The organism is Shigella sp. FC1661 (assembly GCF_001712525.1).
Classification (GTDB): domain Bacteria; phylum Pseudomonadota; class Gammaproteobacteria; order Enterobacterales; family Enterobacteriaceae; genus Escherichia; species Escherichia coli.
In genome coordinates, this window is record NZ_MDGW01000055.1 from 1 (window position 1) to 19,532 (window position 19,532).

At 50.4% G+C, this 19,532-nt stretch carries 17 protein-coding genes and 3 pseudogenes; 13 read left to right on the forward strand and 7 right to left on the reverse strand.

The window, feature by feature from the left end; all coding sequences use genetic code 11:
* A partial coding sequence (locus BFF42_RS04225; protein WP_000663719.1) for an IS1 family transposase occupies positions 1–179 on the forward strand: 179 nt, incomplete at its 5' end.
* 13 nt (positions 180–192) lie between these two features.
* Here the strand turns inward: BFF42_RS04225 and BFF42_RS04230 are convergent.
* The 3 genes and pseudogenes from BFF42_RS04230 to BFF42_RS04240 form a co-directional block, all read right to left on the reverse strand.
* Positions 193–1,345: pseudogene (locus BFF42_RS04230) on the reverse strand (DNA-binding protein); the annotation flags it as partial.
* A gap of 122 nt (positions 1,346–1,467) precedes the next feature.
* Positions 1,468–1,920 carry a toxin-antitoxin biofilm protein TabA gene (gene tabA / locus BFF42_RS04235; protein WP_000583467.1) on the reverse strand — a complete coding sequence of 151 codons (453 nt, stop codon included), beginning with the start codon at positions 1,918–1,920 and terminating at the stop codon, positions 1,468–1,470.
* Positions 1,921–2,064: 144 nt separating this feature from the next.
* Positions 2,065–2,658, reverse strand: a complete 594-nt coding sequence (locus BFF42_RS04240; RefSeq protein ID WP_001319729.1) for a TetR/AcrR family transcriptional regulator — start codon at positions 2,656–2,658, stop codon at positions 2,065–2,067.
* A gap of 70 nt (positions 2,659–2,728) precedes the next feature.
* On the opposite strand from BFF42_RS04240, the gene bdcA reads away from it, so the two are divergent.
* The 6 genes from bdcA (at position 2,729) to ridA (ending at position 6,254) form a co-directional block, all read left to right on the forward strand.
* On the forward strand, positions 2,729–3,442 hold the full coding sequence (gene bdcA / locus BFF42_RS04245) for an SDR family oxidoreductase (RefSeq protein WP_039059792.1): 714 nt from the start codon (positions 2,729–2,731) through the stop codon (positions 3,440–3,442).
* 130 nt (positions 3,443–3,572) lie between these two features.
* A complete protein-coding gene (locus BFF42_RS04250) occupies positions 3,573–3,968 on the forward strand; it encodes a RidA family protein (protein ID WP_000230277.1) in 396 nt (131 codons plus the stop codon).
* A 279-nt stretch (positions 3,969–4,247) separates the two neighbouring features.
* Entirely contained in the window at positions 4,248–4,382 is a 135-nt protein-coding gene (gene pyrL, locus BFF42_RS04255) for a pyr operon leader peptide (RefSeq protein WP_001296693.1), read from the forward strand.
* A gap of 3 nt (positions 4,383–4,385) precedes the next feature.
* On the forward strand, positions 4,386–5,321 hold the full coding sequence (pyrB, locus tag BFF42_RS04260; protein WP_000013046.1) for an aspartate carbamoyltransferase: 936 nt from the start codon (positions 4,386–4,388) through the stop codon (positions 5,319–5,321).
* A 12-nt stretch (positions 5,322–5,333) separates the two neighbouring features.
* Positions 5,334–5,795, forward strand: coding sequence for an aspartate carbamoyltransferase regulatory subunit (gene pyrI / locus BFF42_RS04265; RefSeq protein ID WP_000148581.1), 462 nt, complete (start codon positions 5,334–5,336; stop codon positions 5,793–5,795).
* A gap of 72 nt (positions 5,796–5,867) precedes the next feature.
* On the forward strand, positions 5,868–6,254 hold the full coding sequence (ridA, locus tag BFF42_RS04270; RefSeq protein ID WP_004988646.1) for a 2-iminobutanoate/2-iminopropanoate deaminase: 387 nt from the start codon (positions 5,868–5,870) through the stop codon (positions 6,252–6,254).
* Between the two features lie 205 nt (positions 6,255–6,459).
* Here ridA and mgtA read toward each other — a convergent pair whose 3' ends face one another.
* Both mgtA and mgtL read right to left on the reverse strand, forming a co-directional pair.
* Positions 6,460–9,156 (reverse strand): magnesium-translocating P-type ATPase, encoded by a 2,697-nt coding sequence (gene mgtA / locus BFF42_RS04275; protein ID WP_000471882.1) that lies wholly within the window; start codon positions 9,154–9,156, stop codon positions 6,460–6,462.
* Positions 9,157–9,296: 140 nt separating this feature from the next.
* Positions 9,297–9,350, reverse strand: a complete 54-nt coding sequence (gene mgtL / locus BFF42_RS04280) for a mgtA regulatory leader peptide MgtL (protein WP_106421371.1) — start codon at positions 9,348–9,350, stop codon at positions 9,297–9,299.
* Positions 9,351–9,534: 184 nt separating this feature from the next.
* Here mgtL and treR point away from each other — a divergent pair, with 184 nt between their 5' ends.
* The 5 genes and pseudogenes from treR (at position 9,535) to nrdG (ending at position 16,912) form a co-directional block, all read left to right on the forward strand.
* Positions 9,535–10,500 (forward strand): trehalose operon repressor TreR, encoded by a 966-nt coding sequence (gene treR, locus BFF42_RS04285; RefSeq protein ID WP_001181344.1) that lies wholly within the window; start codon positions 9,535–9,537, stop codon positions 10,498–10,500.
* Positions 10,501–10,600: 100 nt separating this feature from the next.
* Positions 10,601–12,021 (forward strand): annotated as a pseudogene (treB, locus tag BFF42_RS04290) (PTS trehalose transporter subunit IIBC).
* A gap of 49 nt (positions 12,022–12,070) precedes the next feature.
* Positions 12,071–13,726, forward strand: coding sequence for an alpha,alpha-phosphotrehalase (gene treC / locus BFF42_RS04295; RefSeq protein WP_004988397.1), 1,656 nt, complete (start codon positions 12,071–12,073; stop codon positions 13,724–13,726).
* Positions 13,727–14,119: 393 nt separating this feature from the next.
* Positions 14,120–16,258, forward strand: a complete 2,139-nt coding sequence (nrdD, locus tag BFF42_RS04300) for an anaerobic ribonucleoside-triphosphate reductase (RefSeq protein WP_000187788.1) — start codon at positions 14,120–14,122, stop codon at positions 16,256–16,258.
* Between the two features lie 189 nt (positions 16,259–16,447).
* Positions 16,448–16,912, forward strand: coding sequence for an anaerobic ribonucleoside-triphosphate reductase-activating protein (gene nrdG, locus BFF42_RS04305; protein ID WP_001106233.1), 465 nt, complete (start codon positions 16,448–16,450; stop codon positions 16,910–16,912).
* Between the two features lie 44 nt (positions 16,913–16,956).
* On the opposite strand, the gene cybC is transcribed toward nrdG, so the two are convergent.
* Both cybC and pmbA read right to left on the reverse strand, forming a co-directional pair.
* Complete coding sequence (gene cybC, locus BFF42_RS04310) at positions 16,957–17,343, reverse strand: cytochrome b562 (RefSeq protein ID WP_001232246.1); 387 nt, start codon at positions 17,341–17,343, stop codon at positions 16,957–16,959.
* 183 nt (positions 17,344–17,526) lie between these two features.
* Positions 17,527–18,878 (reverse strand): annotated as a pseudogene (gene pmbA / locus BFF42_RS04315) (metalloprotease PmbA).
* Positions 18,879–18,971: 93 nt separating this feature from the next.
* Here pmbA and yjgA point away from each other — a divergent pair.
* A complete protein-coding gene (gene yjgA, locus BFF42_RS04320; RefSeq protein ID WP_000166269.1) occupies positions 18,972–19,523 on the forward strand; it encodes a ribosome biogenesis factor YjgA in 552 nt (183 codons plus the stop codon).
* Positions 19,524–19,532: the final 9 nt, after the last annotated feature.

Consider the following 19,532-nt stretch of genomic DNA (forward strand, 5'->3'; position numbering starts at 1 on the left):
GCCTGAAGGGAAAGCTGCACGTTATCAGCAAGCGTTACACTCAGCGCATTGAGCGACATAATCTGAATCTGAGACAACATCTGGCAAGGCTGGGACGGAAGTCACTGTCGTTCTCAAAATCGGTGGAGCTGCATGACAAGGTCATCGGGCATTATCTGAACATAAAACACTATCAGTAAGTTGGAGTCATTACCGGCTATTTTTATAGGGTTCTTTATCGAGATTGAAAAATAAGGTCTCAGCTATTTTAATTTTAGATTGATCGCAGCTAAAATCTTTAGATTGATCGCGGCTAAAATCAATATGATTTATCACGGAGCATGCATACTTTATCTTTTCAGAATCACCAAAATATTGCATTCTTTTATTAAAACACCAATCCAGTATTCTTACATCATTAATATATGGGAATTTTAAAAAAGTCTCCAGAATCGATGACCGGTGTAAGGTTAACTTTTGCATCATCTAAGGAATCAATAAGAATATGAGACAGGTTAACTTTGATGTCATTAATTTCATTGTCAGTAGCTTTCTTATTATTAAGAAGATAATTATTTACTGCGTTAAGGTCATCTATTTCTTTCAGTATCCCTTTTTCACCAAGCAAGTATGAAATCGATTCATTACATACATAAGGCATTAATAGCAGATGTTCTTTCCTTATTGCTAATAATGCATTATTCAATGGTTTTTCTAATAAATCCGTAATCGTAGAATCAACTGAATCTTTACAACTCACCTGCGAGTTATTCAAGTCCTGAGAATTATTAAACTCCTGCGAAATATTTAATAGACGAGCTATTTCCTTGTTAGCTTCGCGTTGGTAACATGCCAGAATCTTGTTAGTAATCAGGTGTAATGAACTCTCATCTTTTCTTTCAAAGGACTTTCCTTCATAACGATTAGTCGAACCATCAGGTTGTTGAAATATAATAGCCGTATGTCCTTGACGAGTCCCCATAGTAGTGAAAGTGGAAAGTGTGATTTCTATTTCCACCTTAGATAAATCCGCTCGTTCCCCTTCAGGATTATTCATAACAAACTTTATTATCTCACTGCCATCATTATTTTTGATATAAGATGAGGACTCAATATGAGCCATCATATTTCTTCCCGCTTCGTTGGAGCGTTTGCTAAAATCCACATAACCTAGAGTAAATATTTTTACCAAAAATTCCAAAAATGTCTTAGGATCAAGGATATTTCTTGTGTTATCCTGCCCCTCGGCATTACGGGCAAAATTATTCATTCCAACACGCCAGGTATTTAAAACTTCACTTTTTTGTTTAAAATTGTCGGCTAATGTAATGTGTTGAGAATAATTCAAATCTGATATTTTGCTCATGACGAACTCCTTGAGTTAATAAGAACGTCTAAGCATTACAAATTTTACTCACAAAAAAATATCAAAAAACGCTCTTTTCACAAACTCGCCGTAAACCTGGAGTTATTTACGGCGAAAAGTCATCACGCCATCAGCATCTTCACTACTGCTTTGCGAACCCGGGCTGGCGCGCCCACTGCGCACAGCGGTTTATGCACTTCCCCCGGATAAAACACAACAAAATCACCTTCATTAAGGATAACTGTTTTCTCATCAACGCCTTCCGGCAAAAATGCGATGTCTTTATCAGCTAACCAGTCGGTATCCGGGGTGCCTGCAGGTTGCGTACTGAAGGTCATGCCTTCCTGACCTTTTAACACAATCTGAATGTCGAGATAGCGGGCATGGTACTCCGCACGGCGAGCTTCGTGCGGCTCGGTCATATCTTCCGAGATAAGATAAAACAGACGATTGCCTTCGATATCGTGCTTGCCCTTTGGCGTTTCTGCCGTAACGTGTGCTTTGATATGCTCAATCGCCTGGCGTAACTCCTGGGGTAGCCACGGCTGAAGATTATGAATATTTCCGATGATCATCTTTTCCACTCCTTAATTAAAACAACGTTTCATTTCCATCGTTATACGAAAAGATGATCAATTCCGCTAGCCTTAACGCGTGAATTATTGTCTTATCACAACTTATCGGCAGGCGCGTTCCCGCCTTTCGGGTCAAGGCCCGCATCACTCCTTGAGAATAGTTTTTATCGCTTCCCCCGCCAGTGCAGCTGTTGCACAGAGTTGTTCGATGGAGTGCCCCTCCCGTGCCTTCGCAGAAAGCCCTGACATCACGGTACTCATAAAATCAGTCACACATTGTGCGCTTTGTGGATGCCGCCTGGCGATATAGTCATAAATGGTCGTTTCTGCGGCGTGATAATATTGAACGGCAATATCACGCGCTTGTGGATCATGACTATGAATGCCTTCAAGAACCATACAGCCAGCGCAGCCGCCGTTTTGGCTATATCTGCGCGCCGCTTCTTTTAATACCTCAGCCAGGCACTCCCCTACCGGACGATCATCACGAAGAATATCGGCAAGCGGAATAGCTTCCGTACCGACATATTCATTGAGTACACGGCTAAATAACCCAGCCTTATTGCCAAAAGCCGCGTAGAGGCTCGGGGGGTTAATACCAAGATAATCAGTAACTTCAGCAACACTGACAGCATCGAAACCTTTTTGGTGAAAAAGCACTTTTGCCGCAGAGACTGCCTGCTCAGGAGCGAAACGTCTGGGACGACCTGGAACGCGAGATTGTTTTTTAGTGACCATTACAAAACCTGTTGACAGAAAGTTAAAACAGTTTTGTAATGCATGTTACATAATAAATCAAGGAGTCCTTATGGGCGCTTTTACAGGTAAGACAGTTCTCATCCTCGGTGGTAGCCGTGGAATCGGTGCCGCTATCGTACGTCGTTTCGTCACCGATGGGGCCAATGTACGATTCACCTATGCGGGGTCGAAAGATGCCGCTGAACGCCTGGCACAAGAGACTGGAGCGACAGCAGTATTCACAGATAGTGCTGACAAAGACGCTGTTATTGATGTCGTTCGTAAGAGCGGCGCATTGGATATCCTGGTGGTAAATGCAGGTATTGGCGTCTTTGGCGATGCCCTGGAATTAAATGCCGACGATATTGATCGCCTTTTCAAAATCAATATTCATGCTCCTTACCATGCCTCTGTTGAAGCCGTCCGGCAGATGCCCGAAGGCGGACGCATCTTAATCATCGGCTCCGTGAATGGCGATCGTATGCCTGTTGCAGGCATGGCTGCTTATGCCGCCAGTAAATCTGCCCTGCAAGGCATGGCGCGCGGGCTGGCCCGTGATTTCGGACCGCGTGGGATCACCATCAACGTCGTCCAGCCAGGGCCAATTGATACCGACGCTAATCCCGCCAACGGGCCAATGCGCGATATGTCGCATAGTTTTATGGCCATCAAAAGACATGGGCAACCGGAAGAGGTCGCTGGTATGGTCGCATGGTTAGCAGGGCCAGAAGCCAGTTTTGTTACCGACGCGATGCATACCATTGATGGCGCGTTTGGCGCATAACCGACTACGCTCAATTAAGCCCAGCCATTTCCCATGATGTCTGGGTTTTGTTTACTCACGTCGTCCGCTAAAAGCGGCTCCTGGTAAATATAAATCTTCTGTTCATGTCGTAAATCTTGAGGATAACCAAATGGTAGAAAGAACCGCTGTTTTCCCTGCTGGACGACATTCACTGTATGCTGAGCATCGTTATTCTGCGGCTATTCGTTCCGGCGATTTGCTGTTTGTTTCCGGGCAAGTAGGAAGTCGAGAGGACGGAACACCAGAACCCGATTTTCAGCAACAAGTCAGACTGGCCTTTGATAATTTGCATGCGACCCTGGCAGCTGCGGGATGCACTTTTGACGATATCATTGATGTTACGAGCTTTCATACCGATCCAGAAAAACAATTTGAAGACATCATGACGGTGAAAAATGAAATATTTAGCGCGCCACCTTATCCAACCTGGACGGCGGTGGGCGTTACATGGCTGGCAGGCTTTGATTTTGAAATTAAAGTGATAGCGCGCATCCCTGAGCTCTAAGCAATAGTGCTAGCCGTTCGTTTTCACACTCCGCCCTATAAGTCGGATGAATGGAATAAAATGCATATCTGATTGCGTGAAAGTGAAAAAGAAAAAAGCAGGAAATGTCTGCAATTATTGATACCGAGCGACAGTTCCCCCCAGAATCACAGTAAATAAAAATGCATATATTTTAACTTTAAATTCAAATAAACCGTTTGCGCTGACAAAATATTGCATCAATTGCTTGCACCGCTTCTGACGATGAGTATAATGCCGGACAATTTGCCGGGAGGATGTATGGTTCAGTGTGTTCGACATTTTGTCTTACCGCGTCTGAAAAAAGACGCTGGCCTGCCGTTTTTCTTCCCGTTGATCACCCATTCCCAGCCCCTCAATCGAGGGGCTTTTTTTTGCCCAGGCGTCAGGAGATAAAAGATGGCTAATCCGCTATATCAGAAACATATCATTTCCATAAACGACCTTAGTCGCGATGACCTTAATCTGGTGCTGGCAACAGCGGCAAAACTGAAAGCAAACCCGCAACCAGAGCTGTTGAAGCACAAAGTCATTGCCAGCTGCTTCTTCGAAGCCTCTACCCGTACCCGCCTCTCTTTCGAAACTTCCATGCACCGCCTGGGTGCCAGCGTGGTGGGCTTCTCCGACAGCGCCAATACATCACTGGGTAAAAAGGGCGAAACGCTGGCCGATACCATTTCGGTTATCAGCACTTACGTCGATGCGATAGTGATGCGTCATCCGCAGGAAGGTGCGGCGCGCCTGGCCACCGAGTTTTCCGGCAATGTACCGGTACTGAATGCCGGTGATGGCTCCAACCAACATCCGACGCAAACCTTGCTGGACTTATTCACTATTCAGGAAACCCAGGGGCGTCTGGACAATCTCCACGTCGCAATGGTTGGTGACCTGAAATATGGCCGCACCGTTCACTCCCTGACTCAGGCGTTAGCGAAGTTCGACGGCAACCGTTTTTACTTCATCGCGCCGGACGCGCTGGCAATGCCGCAATACATTCTGGATATGCTCGATGAAAAAGGGATCGCATGGAGTCTGCACAGCTCTATTGAAGAAGTGATGGCGGAAGTAGACATCCTGTATATGACCCGCGTGCAAAAAGAGCGCCTGGACCCATCCGAATACGCCAACGTGAAAGCGCAGTTTGTTCTTCGCGCCAGCGATCTCCACAACGCCAAAGCCAATATGAAAGTACTGCATCCGCTGCCGCGTGTTGATGAAATTGCGACGGATGTTGATAAAACGCCACACGCCTGGTACTTCCAGCAGGCAGGCAACGGGATTTTCGCTCGCCAGGCGTTACTGGCACTGGTTCTGAATCGCGATCTGGTACTGTAAGGGGAAATAGAGATGACACACGATAATAAATTGCAGGTTGAAGCTATTAAACGCGGCACGGTAATTGACCATATCCCCGCCCAGATCGGTTTTAAGCTGTTGAGTCTGTTCAAGCTGACCGAAACGGATCAGCGCATCACCATTGGTCTGAACCTGCCTTCTGGCGAGATGGGCCGCAAAGATCTGATCAAAATCGAAAATACCTTTTTGAGTGAAGATCAGGTAGATCAACTGGCATTGTATGCGCCGCAAGCCACGGTTAACCGTATCGACAACTATGAAGTGGTGGGTAAATCGCGCCCCAGTCTGCCAGAGCGCATCGACAATGTGTTGGTCTGCCCGAACAGCAACTGTATCAGCCATGCCGAACCGGTTTCATCCAGCTTTGCCGTGCGAAAACGCGCCAATGACATCGCGCTCAAATGCAAATACTGTGAAAAAGAGTTTTCCCATAATGTGGTGCTGGCCAATTAATTGCGGTTGGTAATAAAAGTCTGGCTCCCTATAATGAGCCAGACTTTTTACCGCTGTAATAAAGGAGAAATCATGAGCAAAACTATCGCGACGGAAAATGCACCAGCAGCTATCGGTCCTTACGTACAGGGCGTTGATCTGGGAAATATGATCATCACCTCCGGTCAGATCCCGGTAAATCCGAAAACGGGCGAAGTACCGGCAGACGTCGCTGCACAGGCACGTCAGTCGTTGGATAACGTAAAAGCGATCGTCGAAGCCGCTGGTCTGAAAGTGGGCGACATCGTTAAAACTACCGTGTTTGTAAAAGATCTGAACGACTTCGCAACCGTAAACGCCACTTACGAAGCCTTCTTCACCGAACACAACGCCACCTTCCCGGCACGTTCTTGCGTTGAAGTTGCCCGTCTGCCGAAAGACGTAAAGATTGAGATCGAAGCGATCGCTATTCGTCGCTAATCTTGATGGAAATCCGGGCTATCATGCCCGGATTAAGTCTGATGACAAACGCAAAATCGCCTGATGCGCTACGCTTATCAGGCCTACGTGATTCCTGCAATTGATTGAATTTGTAGGCCGGATTAGGCGTTTACGCCGCATCCGGCATGAACAAAACTCACTTTGTCTGCAATCTGAATCCGGGCCACCATGCCCAGTTTATTCTTTACTGCCAGCCGTAACGACGGCTATAAAATCCTTTCACCAACTGGGTTAACGTCATATACCCTGCCAGAATCGCAACCAGCCACGGGAAATAGCTTAACGGCAACGCCTGTAATTGCAGATAACTGGCCAGCGGTGAAAACGGCAATGCGATCCCGACAATCATCACGATCACGGTCATGATCATTAACGGCCACGATGCACAGCTCTGAATAAACGGCACACGGCGGGTGCGGATCATATGCACAATCAGCGTTTGCGACAGTAAGCCCACCACAAACCATCCCGACTGGAACAGCGTTTGCGTTTCCGGCGTGTTGGCATGGAATACCCACCACATCAGGCAAAACGTCAGAATATCGAAGATCGAGCTGATCGGTCCGAAGAAGATCATAAAGCGCCCCAGATCCGCCGGATTCCAACGCTGCGGCTTTTGAATTTGCTCGTCGTCGACGTTATCAAACGGGATCGCCACCTGTGACACATCGTACAGCAGGTTCTGAATAAGCAAGTGTAACGGCAACATCGGCAGGAAGGGCAAGAAAGCACTCGCCACCAGCACGCTGAACACATTACCAAAGTTAGAACTCGCCGTCATTTTGATGTATTTCAGCATGTTGGCGAAAGTGCGACGTCCCTCAATAACCCCCTCTTCCAGCACCATCAGGCTTTTTTCCAGCAGGATGATATCAGCCGCTTCACGGGCAATATCTACCGCGCCGTCCACAGAAATGCCGATATCCGCCGCGCGTAAGGCGGGCGCATCATTAATACCATCGCCCATAAAGCCAACCACATGCCCTTCGCGCTTCAGTAAGGTCACAATGCGTTCTTTATGCATCGGCGTCAGGCGGGCAAACAGCGTGGTGCGCTGTGCAAGATTTGCCAGTTCGTCGTCAGATAGCGTTTCAATATCACTACCAATGACCACCTCTCCCGCGTCCAGCCCCACTTCATGGCACACTTTCGCTGCAACTAACTCACTGTCGCCAGTAAGGATTTTTACGGTAATTCCACTCGCTTTTAATGCCTTCAGTGCCGGAGCGGTTGTCTCTTTTGGCGGATCAAGAAAAGCAATATATCCTTCGAGGATCAGGTCGGATTCATCCGCCCGCTGGTAATCTCCTTCACGCGCTGGCAGGTATTTCGTCGCCACCGCAACCACGCGCAGCCCCTGACGATTCAGCGTATCAGTAACCCGCTTAATCTTACGCAGCATGATGTCATCGAGCGGCACAATCTCGCCATTGTGACGCACCTGCGAACACACATTGAGGATTTCCTGCAATGCACCTTTGCAAACCAGCTGATGGTGCTCGGTATTTTCTGCCACTACCACCGACATCCGGCGACGCTCGAAATCAAACGGAATCTCATCGATTTTTTGCCAACGACTGGCCAGCGAGCGCGCTGACTCTTCATCCGTACCTTCGAGCACCGCTGTATCGAGCAGGTTTTTAAGTCCGGTCTGATAATGACTGTTCAACCACGCGCTATGCAGCACGCGTTCGCTGGTTTTACCGGAGATATCGGTATGATTCTCCAGCACAATTTTATCCTGCGTCAGGGTGCCGGTTTTATCAGTGCACAGAATATCCATTGCGCCAAAGTTCTGAATAGCATCCAGATGTTTGACGATCACTTTCTGTTTCGACAGCTTTACTGCGCCGCGCGCCAGCGTCGAGGTAACAATCATCGGCAACATTTCCGGCGTTAGGCCTACCGCGACCGAAAGCGCAAACAGCGCCGCTTCCCACCAGTCGCCTTTGGTGTAGCCATTGATTAACAGCACCACCGGTGCCATCACCAGCATAAAGCGAATCAGCAGCATACTGACGCGGCTGATCCCTTGCTGAAAGGCATTCGGCTCGCTTTCCTGCTCACTAACACGCCCCGCCAGTTGACCAAACCAGGTATTGGCACCTGTAGCAATCACCATTGCTTGTGCCGTGCCGCTCACCACGGTGGTGCCCATAAAACACAGCGTGTCGCACTCCAGCGGATTGCTGTGCTCCGGCTGGCGAGTGGTAGCGGCTTTTTCCACGGGCAGAGACTCACCGGTTAACGACGCCTGAGCGACGAACAGATCCCGCGCTTGCAAGATACGTAAATCTGCCGGGATCATATCCCCCGCCGCCAGTTTTATAATATCGCCGGGCACCAGCTGGTCGATCGGGATCTCCAGCCAGCCATTTTCGCCTTTGTCGTTAATTACGCGCAGCACCGTCGCGGTATTGCTGACCATCGCTTTCAGGGCATCTGCCGCTTTAGTGGAACGTGCTTCCTGAATAAAGTTCAGCAACGTAGAAATAGCGACCATTAGCGCGATAACGCCCGCAGCAAATAAATCTTCCGTGGCGTAAGAAATAGCGCCGAGAATGGTGAGTAAAATATTAAAGGGGTTGCGATAGCAGACCCATAAATGTACCCACCACGGCGACAGTTGTTGTGCGGGTAATTTATTTTCACCATGTTGTTCGCGGGCAGATTCCACTTCCGCCTGATTTAACCCTTCCGGATGGGTGTCGAACGTTTTCCACAATTCTTCTTCGGGCATCACCGCCATTTTCAGGCAATGCGCACTTAAGGACGGCGGGACCACCGTATTCACTGTCTGCTGCGCGCCAGGCAATGGATCACGATGAACCAGACGGGAAGGTAAATGGCGAATGAGCCGGGTAAAAATTTCTTTAAACATAAGGAGTCCCTCCGCACTGTCTGAAACAGTACAGAAATGTCTTCAGGCGTGGCGAAGCCTTACCTGAAGGTAATAAAGCTGAGCAGGGACGTTAAAACGTCACGGCCTTACGCATCCGGTAACGCCGTGAAAAGACGGGCTTACCGGAAAAGTTTTAATCTCTGTCGAGGGAGAGGCGTGGGATCAGGTTCCATATAACCTCCGGTAAGTGAAAAAAGCGCCGCAAATAATAAGGAGAATACAATAATATTCGTAGCATCTATGGCGATATAATACCTGCTGGCAACTAAACCAACGATAAACCAGACTTTACCCATTGCTGAATGCACGGGTAAAGTTAGGCTCAAATAATTAAACAACACGTTACAGGACAACAGGATGCAAAATCGGCTGACCATCAAAGACATCGCGCGCTTAAGCGGCGTGGGGAAATCTACAGTTTCCCGGGTGCTGAATAACGAAAGCGGCGTGAGCCAGCGCACCCGCGAGCGTGTTGAAGCAGTGATGAATCAGCATGGATTTTCCCCTTCCCGCTCTGCGCGCGCTATGCGTGGGCAAAGCGATAAAGTGGTCGCCATCATTGTTACCCGCCTGGATTCGTTGTCAGAAAATCTCGCCGTTCAAACCATGCTGCCAGAGTTCTATGAACAAGGTTACGACCCAATCATGATGGAAAGTCAGTTTTCCCCGCAATTAGTTGCCGAACATTTGGGGGTGCTGAAACGGCGTAATATCGACGGCGTAGTGCTGTTCGGTTTTACCGGCATAACAGAAGAAATGTTAGCCCACTGGCAGTCATCGCTGGTTCTGCTGGCGCGTGACGCAAAAGGCTTTGCTTCGGTCTGTTATGACGACGAAGGGGCAATCAAGATCCTGATGCAACGGCTGTATGACCAGGGGCATCGTAATATCAGTTATCTCGGCGTGCCGCACAGTGACGTGACGACCGGTAAGCGACGTCACGAAGCCTACCTGGCGTTCTGCAAAGCGCATAAACTGCATCCCGTTGCCGCTCTGCCAGGCCTTGCTATGAAGCAAGGCTATGAGAACGTAGCAAAAGTGATTACGCCTGAAACTACCGCCTTACTGTGCGCAACCGACACGCTGGCACTTGGCGCAAGTAAATACCTGCAAGAGCAACGCATCGACACCTTGCAACTGGCGAGCGTCGGTAATACGCCGTTAATAAAATTCCTCCATCCGGAGATCGTCACCGTAGATCCCGGTTACGCCGAAGCTGGACGCCAGGCGGCCTGCCAGTTGATCGCACAGGTAACCGGGCGCAGCGAACCGCAACAAATCATCATCCCCGCCACCCTGTCCAGATCGTTTCCTGAACGATAAATTGTGATCTTCGCTGTGTTTCGGGAACGTTCCCTTTTTTAAATTTTTCCGCGCAATATATTCTGCAGCCAACCAAAAATGTCATCTGCCATGGGGCTTTATGATGAGCAAAATAAACCAAACGGATATCGATCGGTTGATTGAACTGGTCGGCGGGCGCGGCAATATTGCGACGGTGAGCCACTGTATTACTCGCCTACGCTTTGTCCTCAACCAACCGGCCAATGCCAGACCGAAAGAAATTGAGCAACTCCCCATGGTGAAAGGCTGTTTCACCAATGCCGGGCAATTTCAGGTGGTGATTGGCACCAACGTGGGTGACTACTATCAAGCACTGATAGCGTCAACCGGACAGGCGCAGGTTGATAAAGAGCAGGTAAAAAAAGCCGCCCGGCAGAATATGAAATGGCATGAGCAGTTGATCTCTCATTTCGCAGAGACCTTCTTCCCGTTGCTGCCCGCGTTGATTAGCGGCGGTTTGATCCTCGGTTTTCGCAATGTGATCGGCGATTTGCCCATGAGCAACGGTCAAACGCTGGCGCAAATGTACCCTTCCCTGCAAACGATCTACGATTTTCTGTGGTTGATCGGTGAAGCGATCTTCTTCTACCTGCCGGTCGGGATTTGCTGGTCAGCGGTGAAAAAAATGGGCGGCACACCGATCCTTGGTATCGTGCTTGGCGTGACACTGGTTTCCCCCCAACTGATGAACGCTTATCTGCTCGGGCAGCAGCTGCCGGAAGTGTGGGACTTTGGCATGTTCAGCATCGCCAAAGTGGGCTATCAGGCGCAGGTGATCCCGGCACTGTTAGCCGGGCTGGCGCTGGGCGTTATTGAAACTCGCCTTAAACGCATCGTGCCAGATTACCTCTATCTGGTGGTGGTGCCCGTCTGTTCGCTGATCCTCGCGGTGTTCCTCGCCCATGCGCTGATTGGTCCGTTTGGTCGCATGATTGGCGATGGCGTTGCCTTTGCGGTACATCACCTGATGACCGGCAGCTTTGCTCCGATTGGCGCGGCATTGTTTGGCTTCCTGTACGCCCCGCTGGTGATCACCGGGGTACACCAGACCACGCTTGCTATTGATTTGCAGATGATTCAAAGCATGGGTGGTACGCCAGTGTGGCCACTGATTGCGCTGTCGAATATCGCTCAGGGCTCCGCCGTGATCGGCATTATCATTTCCAGCCGCAAGCACAATGAACGCGAGATCTCCGTGCCTGCGGCGATCTCCGCCTGGCTTGGGGTCACTGAGCCTGCAATGTACGGCATCAACCTGAAATATCGCTTCCCGATGCTGTGCGCGATGATTGGTTCTGGTCTGGCAGGATTGCTATGCGCCTGAACGGCGTTATGGCGAATGGCATCGGCGTAGGCGGCCTGCCGGGAATTCTCTCGATTCAACCGAACTACTGGCAGGTGTTTGCGCTGGCAATGGCTATCGCCATCATCATCCCGATTGTACTCACCTCGTTTATCTATCAGCGGAAATACCGCCTGGGCACGCTGGACATTGTTTAATTTTCTTCGGGGCGCAATTGCGCCCCCTCGCATTTGCAGGAATAACGTAATGACTAATCCTCCCCACTGGTGGCAAAACGGCGTTATCTACCAGATTTATCCAAAGAGTTTTCAGGACACCACGGGTAGCGGTACCGGCGATTTACGTGGCGTTATCCAACGCCTGGACTATCTGCATAAACTGGGCGTTGATGCCATCTGGCTAACCCCCTTTTATGTCTCTCCCCAGGTCGATAACGGTTACGACGTAGCGAACTATACGGCGATTGATCCCACCTACGGCACGCTGGACGATTTTGACGAACTGGTGACGCAGGCAAAATCGCGCGGGATTCGTATCATTCTCGATATGGTGTTTAACCATACCTCTACCCAACATGCCTGGTTTCGCGAGGCGCTGAACAAAGAAAGCCCTTACCGCCAGTTTTATATCTGGCGCGATGGAGAACCAGAAACGCCACCGAACAACTGGCGTTCAAAATTTGGCGGTAGTGCGTGGCGCTGGCATGCGGAAAGCGAACAGTACTATTTGCATCTCTTTGCACCAGAACAGGCGGATCTCAACTGGGAGAATCCAGCGGTACGCGCAGTGCTGAAAAAAGTCTGTGAGTTCTGGGCCGATCGTGGGGTCGACGGGTTGCGCCTGGATGTGGTGAATCTGATCTCCAAAGACCCGCGTTTCCCTGATGACCTGGATGGCGACGGGCGTCGCTTCTACACCGACGGGCCACGAGCACACGAGTTTTTGCACGAGATGAACCGCGATGTGTTTACGCCACGCGGGTTAATGACCGTAGGTGAAATGTCCTCCACCAGCCTTGAGCATTGCCAGCGATACGCGGCACTGACAGGCAGTGAATTGTCGATGACCTTTAATTTTCATCACCTGAAGGTCGATTATCCCGGTGGTGAAAAATGGACGCTGGCTAAACCTGACTTTGTGGCGTTGAAAACATTGTTCCGCCACTGGCAACAAGGAATGCACAACGTAGCATGGAATGCCTTGTTCTGGTGTAACCACGATCAGCCGCGCATTGTTTCTCGCTTTGGTGATGAAGGTGAATACCGCGTGCCTGCGGCAAAAATGCTGGCGATGGTGCTGCATGGCATGCAGGGAACGCCGTATATCTACCAGGGCGAAGAGATTGGCATGACCAACCCGCATTTCACGCGCATTACTGACTATCGCGACGTAGAGAGCCTCAATATGTTTGCCGAGCTGCGCAACGATGGTCGTGATGCCGACGAGTTATTGGCAATCCTTGCCAGTAAATCCCGTGACAACAGCCGCACGCCCATGCAATGGAGCAACGGCGATAATGCCGGATTTACGGCTGGCGAACCGTGGATTGGCCTAGGTGATAACTATCAACAAATCAACGTAGAAGCCGCGCTGGCCGATGATTCCTCGGTGTTTTACACCTACCAAAAGTTAATCGCACTGCGTAAGCAGGAAGCCATCCTGACATGGGGCAATTACCAGGATCTGCTGCCAAACAGCCCTGTATTGTGGTGCTATCGCCGTGAATGGAAGGGGCAAACCTTGCTGGTCATTGCCAACCTTAGCCGTGAGATCCAACCCTGGCAGCCAGGGCAAATGCGCGGCAACTGGCAGCTTGTGATGCATAACTACGAAGAAGCCTCACCACAACCCTGTGCCATGAATTTACGGCCTTTTGAGGCTGTCTGGTGGTTACAGAAGTAAATCTTCCCTAAGCCCCGGTAATGCCGGTCATTCCGGGGTTTTGTCTGTCAGCATGTTGTTTTTGTTTATTTTTCAACCAGCAAATTCATTAAAAAATTTACATAACGCTGTAGCGCCCGTCATCCGTACGCTCTGCTTTTTACTTTGAGCTACATCAAAAAAAGTTCAAACATCCTTGATGCAAAGCACTATATATAGACTTTAAAATTCGTCCCAACCCAATATGTTGTATTGATCGACTATAATTGCTACTACAGCTCCCCACGAAAAAGGTGCGGCGTTGTGGAAAAGCGGATGGCGATTGCGGAAAGCACCGGAAAACGAAACGAAAAAACCGGAAAACGCCTTTCCCAATTTCTGTGGATAACCTGTTCTTAAAAATATGGAGCGATCATGACACCGCATGTGATGAAACGAGACGGCTGCAAAGTGCCGTTTAAATCAGAGCGCATCAAAGAAGCGATTCTGCGTGCAGCTAAAGCAGCGGAAGTCGATGATGCCGATTATTGCGCCACTGTTGCTGCAGTTGTCAGCGAGCAGATGCAGGGCCGCAACCAGGTGGATATCAATGAGATCCAGACCGCTGTTGAAAACCAGCTGATGTCAGGTCCATACAAACAACTGGCTCGTGCTTACATCGAGTACCGTCACGATCGCGACATTGAACGTGAAAAACGCGGTCGCCTGAATCAGGAGATCCGTGGTCTGGTCGAGCAGACCAACGCCTCGTTACTCAACGAAAACGCCAACAAAGACAGCAAGGTGATTCCAACCCAGCGCGACCTGCTGGCCGGGATCGTGGCTAAACACTATGCACGTCAGCACCTGCTGCCGCGTGACGTGGTGCAGGCACATGAGCGTGGCGATATTCACTATCACGATCTCGATTACTCGCCGTTCTTCCCGATGTTCAACTGCATGTTGATCGACCTGAAAGGCATGCTGACCCAGGGCTTTAAGATGGGGAACGCCGAGATTGAACCGCCGAAGTCGATCTCTACGGCAACCGCTGTAACTGCGCAGATTATTGCTCAGGTCGCCAGCCATATTTATGGCGGCACCACCATTAACCGTATCGATGAAGTGCTGGCACCGTTTGTCACCGCCAGCTACAACAAACATCGCAAGACCGCAGAAGAGTGGAACATCCCGGACGCCGAAGGCTACGCTAACTCTCGTACCATTAAAGAGTGCTACGATGCCTTCCAGTCGCTGGAGTACGAAGTAAACACCCTGCACACCGCCAACGGTCAGACGCCGTTTGTAACCTTTGGTTTTGGTCTGGGCACCAGCTGGGAGTCGCGCCTGATTCAGGAATCTATCCTGCGTAACCGTATCGCAGGCCTCGGTAAAAACCGTAAAACTGCGGTGTTCCCGAAACTGGTGTTTGTGATTCGCGATGGCCTGAACCATAAAAAAGGCGATCCGAACTACGACATCAAACAGCTGGCGCTGGAGTGCGCAAGCAAGCGCATGTATCCGGATATCCTGAACTACGATCAGGTAGTGAAAGTCACCGGTTCGTTTAAAACTCCGATGGGCTGCCGCAGCTTCCTCGGCGTGTGGGAAAATGAAAACGGCGAGCAGATCCACGATGGTCGTAACAACCTCGGCGTGATCAGCCTGAACCTGCCGCGTATTGCTCTGGAAGCAAAAGGCGATGAAGCCACCTTCTGGAAGCTGCTGGATGAACGTCTGGTGCTGGCACGTAAGGCGCTGATGACCCGTATCGCTCGTCTCGAAGGCGTGAAAGCGCGCGTGGCCCCGATCCTCTATATGGAAGGTGCTTGTGGCGTGCGTCTCAATGCTGACGATGATGTTTCTGAAATCTTCAAAAACGGTCGTGCGTCTCTTTCGCTGGGTTACATCGGCATCCACGAAACCATTAACGCGCTGTTCGGCGGCGAGCATGTTTACGACAACGAGCAGCTTCGCGCGAAAGGTATCGCCATTGTTGAACGTCTGCGTCAGGCAGTGGATCAGTGGAAGGAAGAAACGGGTTATGGTTTCAGTCTCTACAGCACGCCGAGTGAAAACCTGTGCGACCGCTTCTGCCGTCTCGATACTGCTGAGTTTGGCGTGGTGCCGGGCGTGACCGATAAAGGTTACTACACCAACAGTTTCCACCTCGATGTGGAGAAGAAGGTGAACCCGTACGACAAGATCGACTTTGAAGCGCCTTACCCGCCGCTGGCGAACGGTGGTTTCATTTGCTACGGCGAGTATCCAAACATTCAGCACAACCTGAAGGCGCTGGAAGATGTCTGGGATTACAGCTATCAGCATGTACCGTATTACGGCACCAATACACCGATTGATGAGTGCTACGAGTGTGGCTTTACCGGTGAGTTCGAGTGCACCAGCAAAGGCTTCACCTGCCCGAAATGTGGTAACCATGACGCCTCCCGTGTGTCGGTAACTCGCCGCGTGTGCGGATATTTAGGTAGCCCGGATGCACGTCCGTTTAACGCCGGCAAGCAGGAAGAAGTTAAGCGCCGCGTTAAACATTTGGGAAATGGGCAGATAGGTTGATCTGCACTAAGCAAATGCCGGATGTGATGTGAAAGCGTCGCATCCCGCGTTGATTGCCGGATGCGGCGTAAACGCCTTATCCGGCCTACATTTGGCAACGGCTGTAGGCCTGATAAGACGCGACAGCGTCGCATCAGGCATTGATTACCGGATGCAGTCTACACGCGGACTGATAAGCCAGGCGAAATAATGAATTATCATCAGTACTATCCTGTCGACATCGTCAACGGCCCCGGCACTCGTTGCACCCTGTTTGTCTCCGGGTGTGTTCATGAATGCCCCGGTTGCTATAACAAAAGCACATGGCGGGTAAATTCCGGTCAGCCATTTACTAAAGCAATGGAAGACCAGATCATTAACGATCTGAATGACACTCGTATCAAACGCCAGGGTATTTCCCTCTCCGGCGGCGATCCGCTGCATCCGCAAAACGTGCCGGATATTCTGAAACTGGTACAACGCATCCGCGCCGAGTGTCCGGGTAAAGACATCTGGGTGTGGACAGGCTATAAACTCGACGAACTCAACGCAGCGCAAATGCAGGTTGTTGATTTGATTAACGTGCTGGTCGACGGCAAATTTGTGCAGGATTTAAAAGACCCTTCCCTGATCTGGCGCGGCAGCAGCAATCAGGTGGTGCATCATTTGCGATGATAAGTTCCCTGTTACCTGAGTGCAGGCAACAGGGAAATGAGGAATTAACGATACTTCTGGTGATAGGCGTTGCGGGTCGTTTTCAGTTGCTCTGCGGCAGCCTGCGCTTCTTTTACTTTACCTTCATTTGCCAGCTTCAGCGCGTCGTCAATCTGACCGACCAGAATATCGAAACCGTGACGGAAGTCTTTCATCTCCGGGCTGTCCGGTGATTTGCCTTCGAGCTTCGGCGGCGTTGCTTTTTGCGCATCCAGCGCTGCGGCGCGCATCTTCGTTAACGCGTCTTTGACTTGCGCCGCGTTATCGGCTTTTTCGACCACTTTTAAATTGTCGTTGAGGGTTTCCATATTGTCTTCAAGATCAGCGGCAAACGACGCCGAACTGAATACCAACGAGGAGACTGCAAGAATAGCTAACAGGCTTTTTCGCATTGCTCACATCCTTTTTTATTTACACTTCATCATTCACACTGCCTCATCGACGACTACGCTCATTCGACCGGGTCACGTACTGCGAGTACGCTCCCCGGCCCTCATTCACTTTCCGTATCGATGCAGTGCGAATGATTTTGTGTAATTTTTTAGTTTATAGCGCGACAGGTCGCGCCAGTTTTTTTACTGTCCGGCGATTTTCATCTCCGGCAACAGCACAGAACCACACTGTATATTACTGCGTGTTTCAATATCGTTACCGACGGTGACAATATTGCGCCACATATCTTTTAAATTACCTGCGATGGTGATTTCGCTAACCGGATACTGAATTTCGCCGTTTTCTACCCAGAAGCCCGCCGCACCACGGGAATAATCACCGGTAATTGCACTCACGCCCTGGCCCATCAATTCCGTCACCACCAGCCCGGTGCCCATCTCTTTGAGCATCTGCTCGAAGCTTAGACCTTGTCCGGCAATCCGCCAGTTGTGAATACCGCCCGCATGTCCGGTGCTTTTCAGCCCCAGTTTTCGCGCCGAATAGCTGGTCAGCAGCCACTGAGTCAGGATGCCATCTTTAATAATATCGCGACGCTCGGTGCGCACACCTTCGCTGTCGAATGGCGTCGACGCAGCCCTTTCAGCAGATGCGGATGCTCTTCAATGGTCAGCCAGTCCGGCAGAATTTGTTTACCCAGCGAATCCAGCAGGAAGGTAGATTTACGGTAAACCGATCCACCCGCTATCGCCCCCACCAGATGGCCAAAAAGCCCGGTTGCCACTTCATTGGCAAAAATGACCGGCGCTTTCATGGTGGAGAGTTTACGCGGTGACAGGCGCGATAAAGTACGGCGAGCACAGTCGGCCCCAACCCACTCTGGCGTTTGCAGATCGCTCATCGCACGACCAATGGTGTAGGCGTAATCACGCTCCATATCGCCATTTTCTTCGGCAATTACACAGCTGGAGAGCGAATGACGCGTTGAGCAGTAACCCTGCAACATGCCGTGGCTGTTGCCAAAAACTTTAACACCGTAGTGGCTGTTAAAGCTGCCACCTTCGGTATTGGTGATGCGTTTGTCCGCCTGCAATGCCGCCTGTTCTGCGCGGGCCGCCAGTTCAATGGCTTCATCCGGGGAAACTTCCGCAGGGTGGAACAAGTCGAGATCTGGTGCGTCAAAGGCCAGCAGCTCTTTGTCTGCCACGCCGGCACAGGGATCTGGCGAGGTATAACGGGCAATATCCAGCGCCGCCTGTACAGTACGGGCAATGGCCTGCGGGCTTAAATCGGTGGATGATGCGCTACCTTTGCGGTTCTGGTGATAAACAGTGATCCCCAGCGCGCCATCGCTATTGAATTCAACATTCTCCACTTCACCATAACGCGTGCTTACGCTAATGCCGGTGGTCTTGCTGACGGCAACTTCCGCACCGTCCGATTTGCCTGAGGCCAACTCCAGCGCAGTGGAAACTGCTTCTTCCAGAATCTTGCGCTGCGCTTCAACTTGAGAGATTACTTTCATTGCAAGTGCCATAATGTAGAGAGTTTCTCTGAAGTCTAACAGAGAACCGTTTTTCAGTGCGCATCTTAACTGGTAACATTAGCCTCTTTTTTTAAGGAGCCTGAGATGACTAAGCAGCCCGAAGACTGGCTCGACGACGTTCCCGGTGATGACATCGAAGACGAAGACGATGAAATTATCTGGGTCAGTAAAAGTGAAATTAAACGTGATGCCGAGGAGCTAAAACGCCTTGGCGCGGAAATTGTTGATCTGGGGAAAAACGCGCTGGATAAGATCCCGTTAGATGCGGATCTGCGCGCGGCTATTGAGCTCGCCCAGCGTATTAAGATGGAAGGTCGCCGCCGCCAGTTGCAGCTCATCGGTAAGATGCTGCGCCAGCGCGATGTAGAACCGATCCGTCAGGCGCTGGATAAGCTGAAAAACCGTCACAACCAGCAGGTGGTGCTGTTCCATAAACTGGAAAACCTGCGCGATCGTCTGATCGATCAAGGTGATGACGCCATCGCTGAGGTATTAAATCTGTGGCCCGATGCCGATCGTCAGCAACTGCGTACTCTGATCCGCAACGCGAAGAAAGAGAAAGAAGGGAATAAGCCGCCGAAATCCGCACGCCAGATTTTCCAGTATCTGCGCGAACTGGCGGAGAATGAAGAGTAATTTTCGTTG

Coding starts and splice junctions, on each gene's coding strand:
- tabA (WP_000583467.1), bottom strand. CDS start 1,920: ATGATCATCGGAAATATTCATAATCTTCAGCCGTGGCTACCCCAGGAG.
- BFF42_RS04240 (WP_001319729.1), bottom strand. CDS start 2,658: ATGGTCACTAAAAAACAATCTCGCGTTCCAGGTCGTCCCAGACGTTTC.
- bdcA (WP_039059792.1), top strand. CDS start 2,729: ATGGGCGCTTTTACAGGTAAGACAGTTCTCATCCTCGGTGGTAGCCGT.
- BFF42_RS04250 (WP_000230277.1), top strand. CDS start 3,573: ATGGTAGAAAGAACCGCTGTTTTCCCTGCTGGACGACATTCACTGTAT.
- pyrL (WP_001296693.1), top strand. CDS start 4,248: ATGGTTCAGTGTGTTCGACATTTTGTCTTACCGCGTCTGAAAAAAGAC.
- pyrB (WP_000013046.1), top strand. CDS start 4,386: ATGGCTAATCCGCTATATCAGAAACATATCATTTCCATAAACGACCTT.
- pyrI (WP_000148581.1), top strand. CDS start 5,334: ATGACACACGATAATAAATTGCAGGTTGAAGCTATTAAACGCGGCACG.
- ridA (WP_004988646.1), top strand. CDS start 5,868: ATGAGCAAAACTATCGCGACGGAAAATGCACCAGCAGCTATCGGTCCT.
- mgtA (WP_000471882.1), bottom strand. CDS start 9,156: ATGTTTAAAGAAATTTTTACCCGGCTCATTCGCCATTTACCTTCCCGT.
- treR (WP_001181344.1), top strand. CDS start 9,535: ATGCAAAATCGGCTGACCATCAAAGACATCGCGCGCTTAAGCGGCGTG.
- treC (WP_004988397.1), top strand. CDS start 12,071: ATGACTAATCCTCCCCACTGGTGGCAAAACGGCGTTATCTACCAGATT.
- nrdD (WP_000187788.1), top strand. CDS start 14,120: ATGACACCGCATGTGATGAAACGAGACGGCTGCAAAGTGCCGTTTAAA.
- nrdG (WP_001106233.1), top strand. CDS start 16,448: ATGAATTATCATCAGTACTATCCTGTCGACATCGTCAACGGCCCCGGC.
- cybC (WP_001232246.1), bottom strand. CDS start 17,343: ATGCGAAAAAGCCTGTTAGCTATTCTTGCAGTCTCCTCGTTGGTATTC.
- yjgA (WP_000166269.1), top strand. CDS start 18,972: ATGACTAAGCAGCCCGAAGACTGGCTCGACGACGTTCCCGGTGATGAC.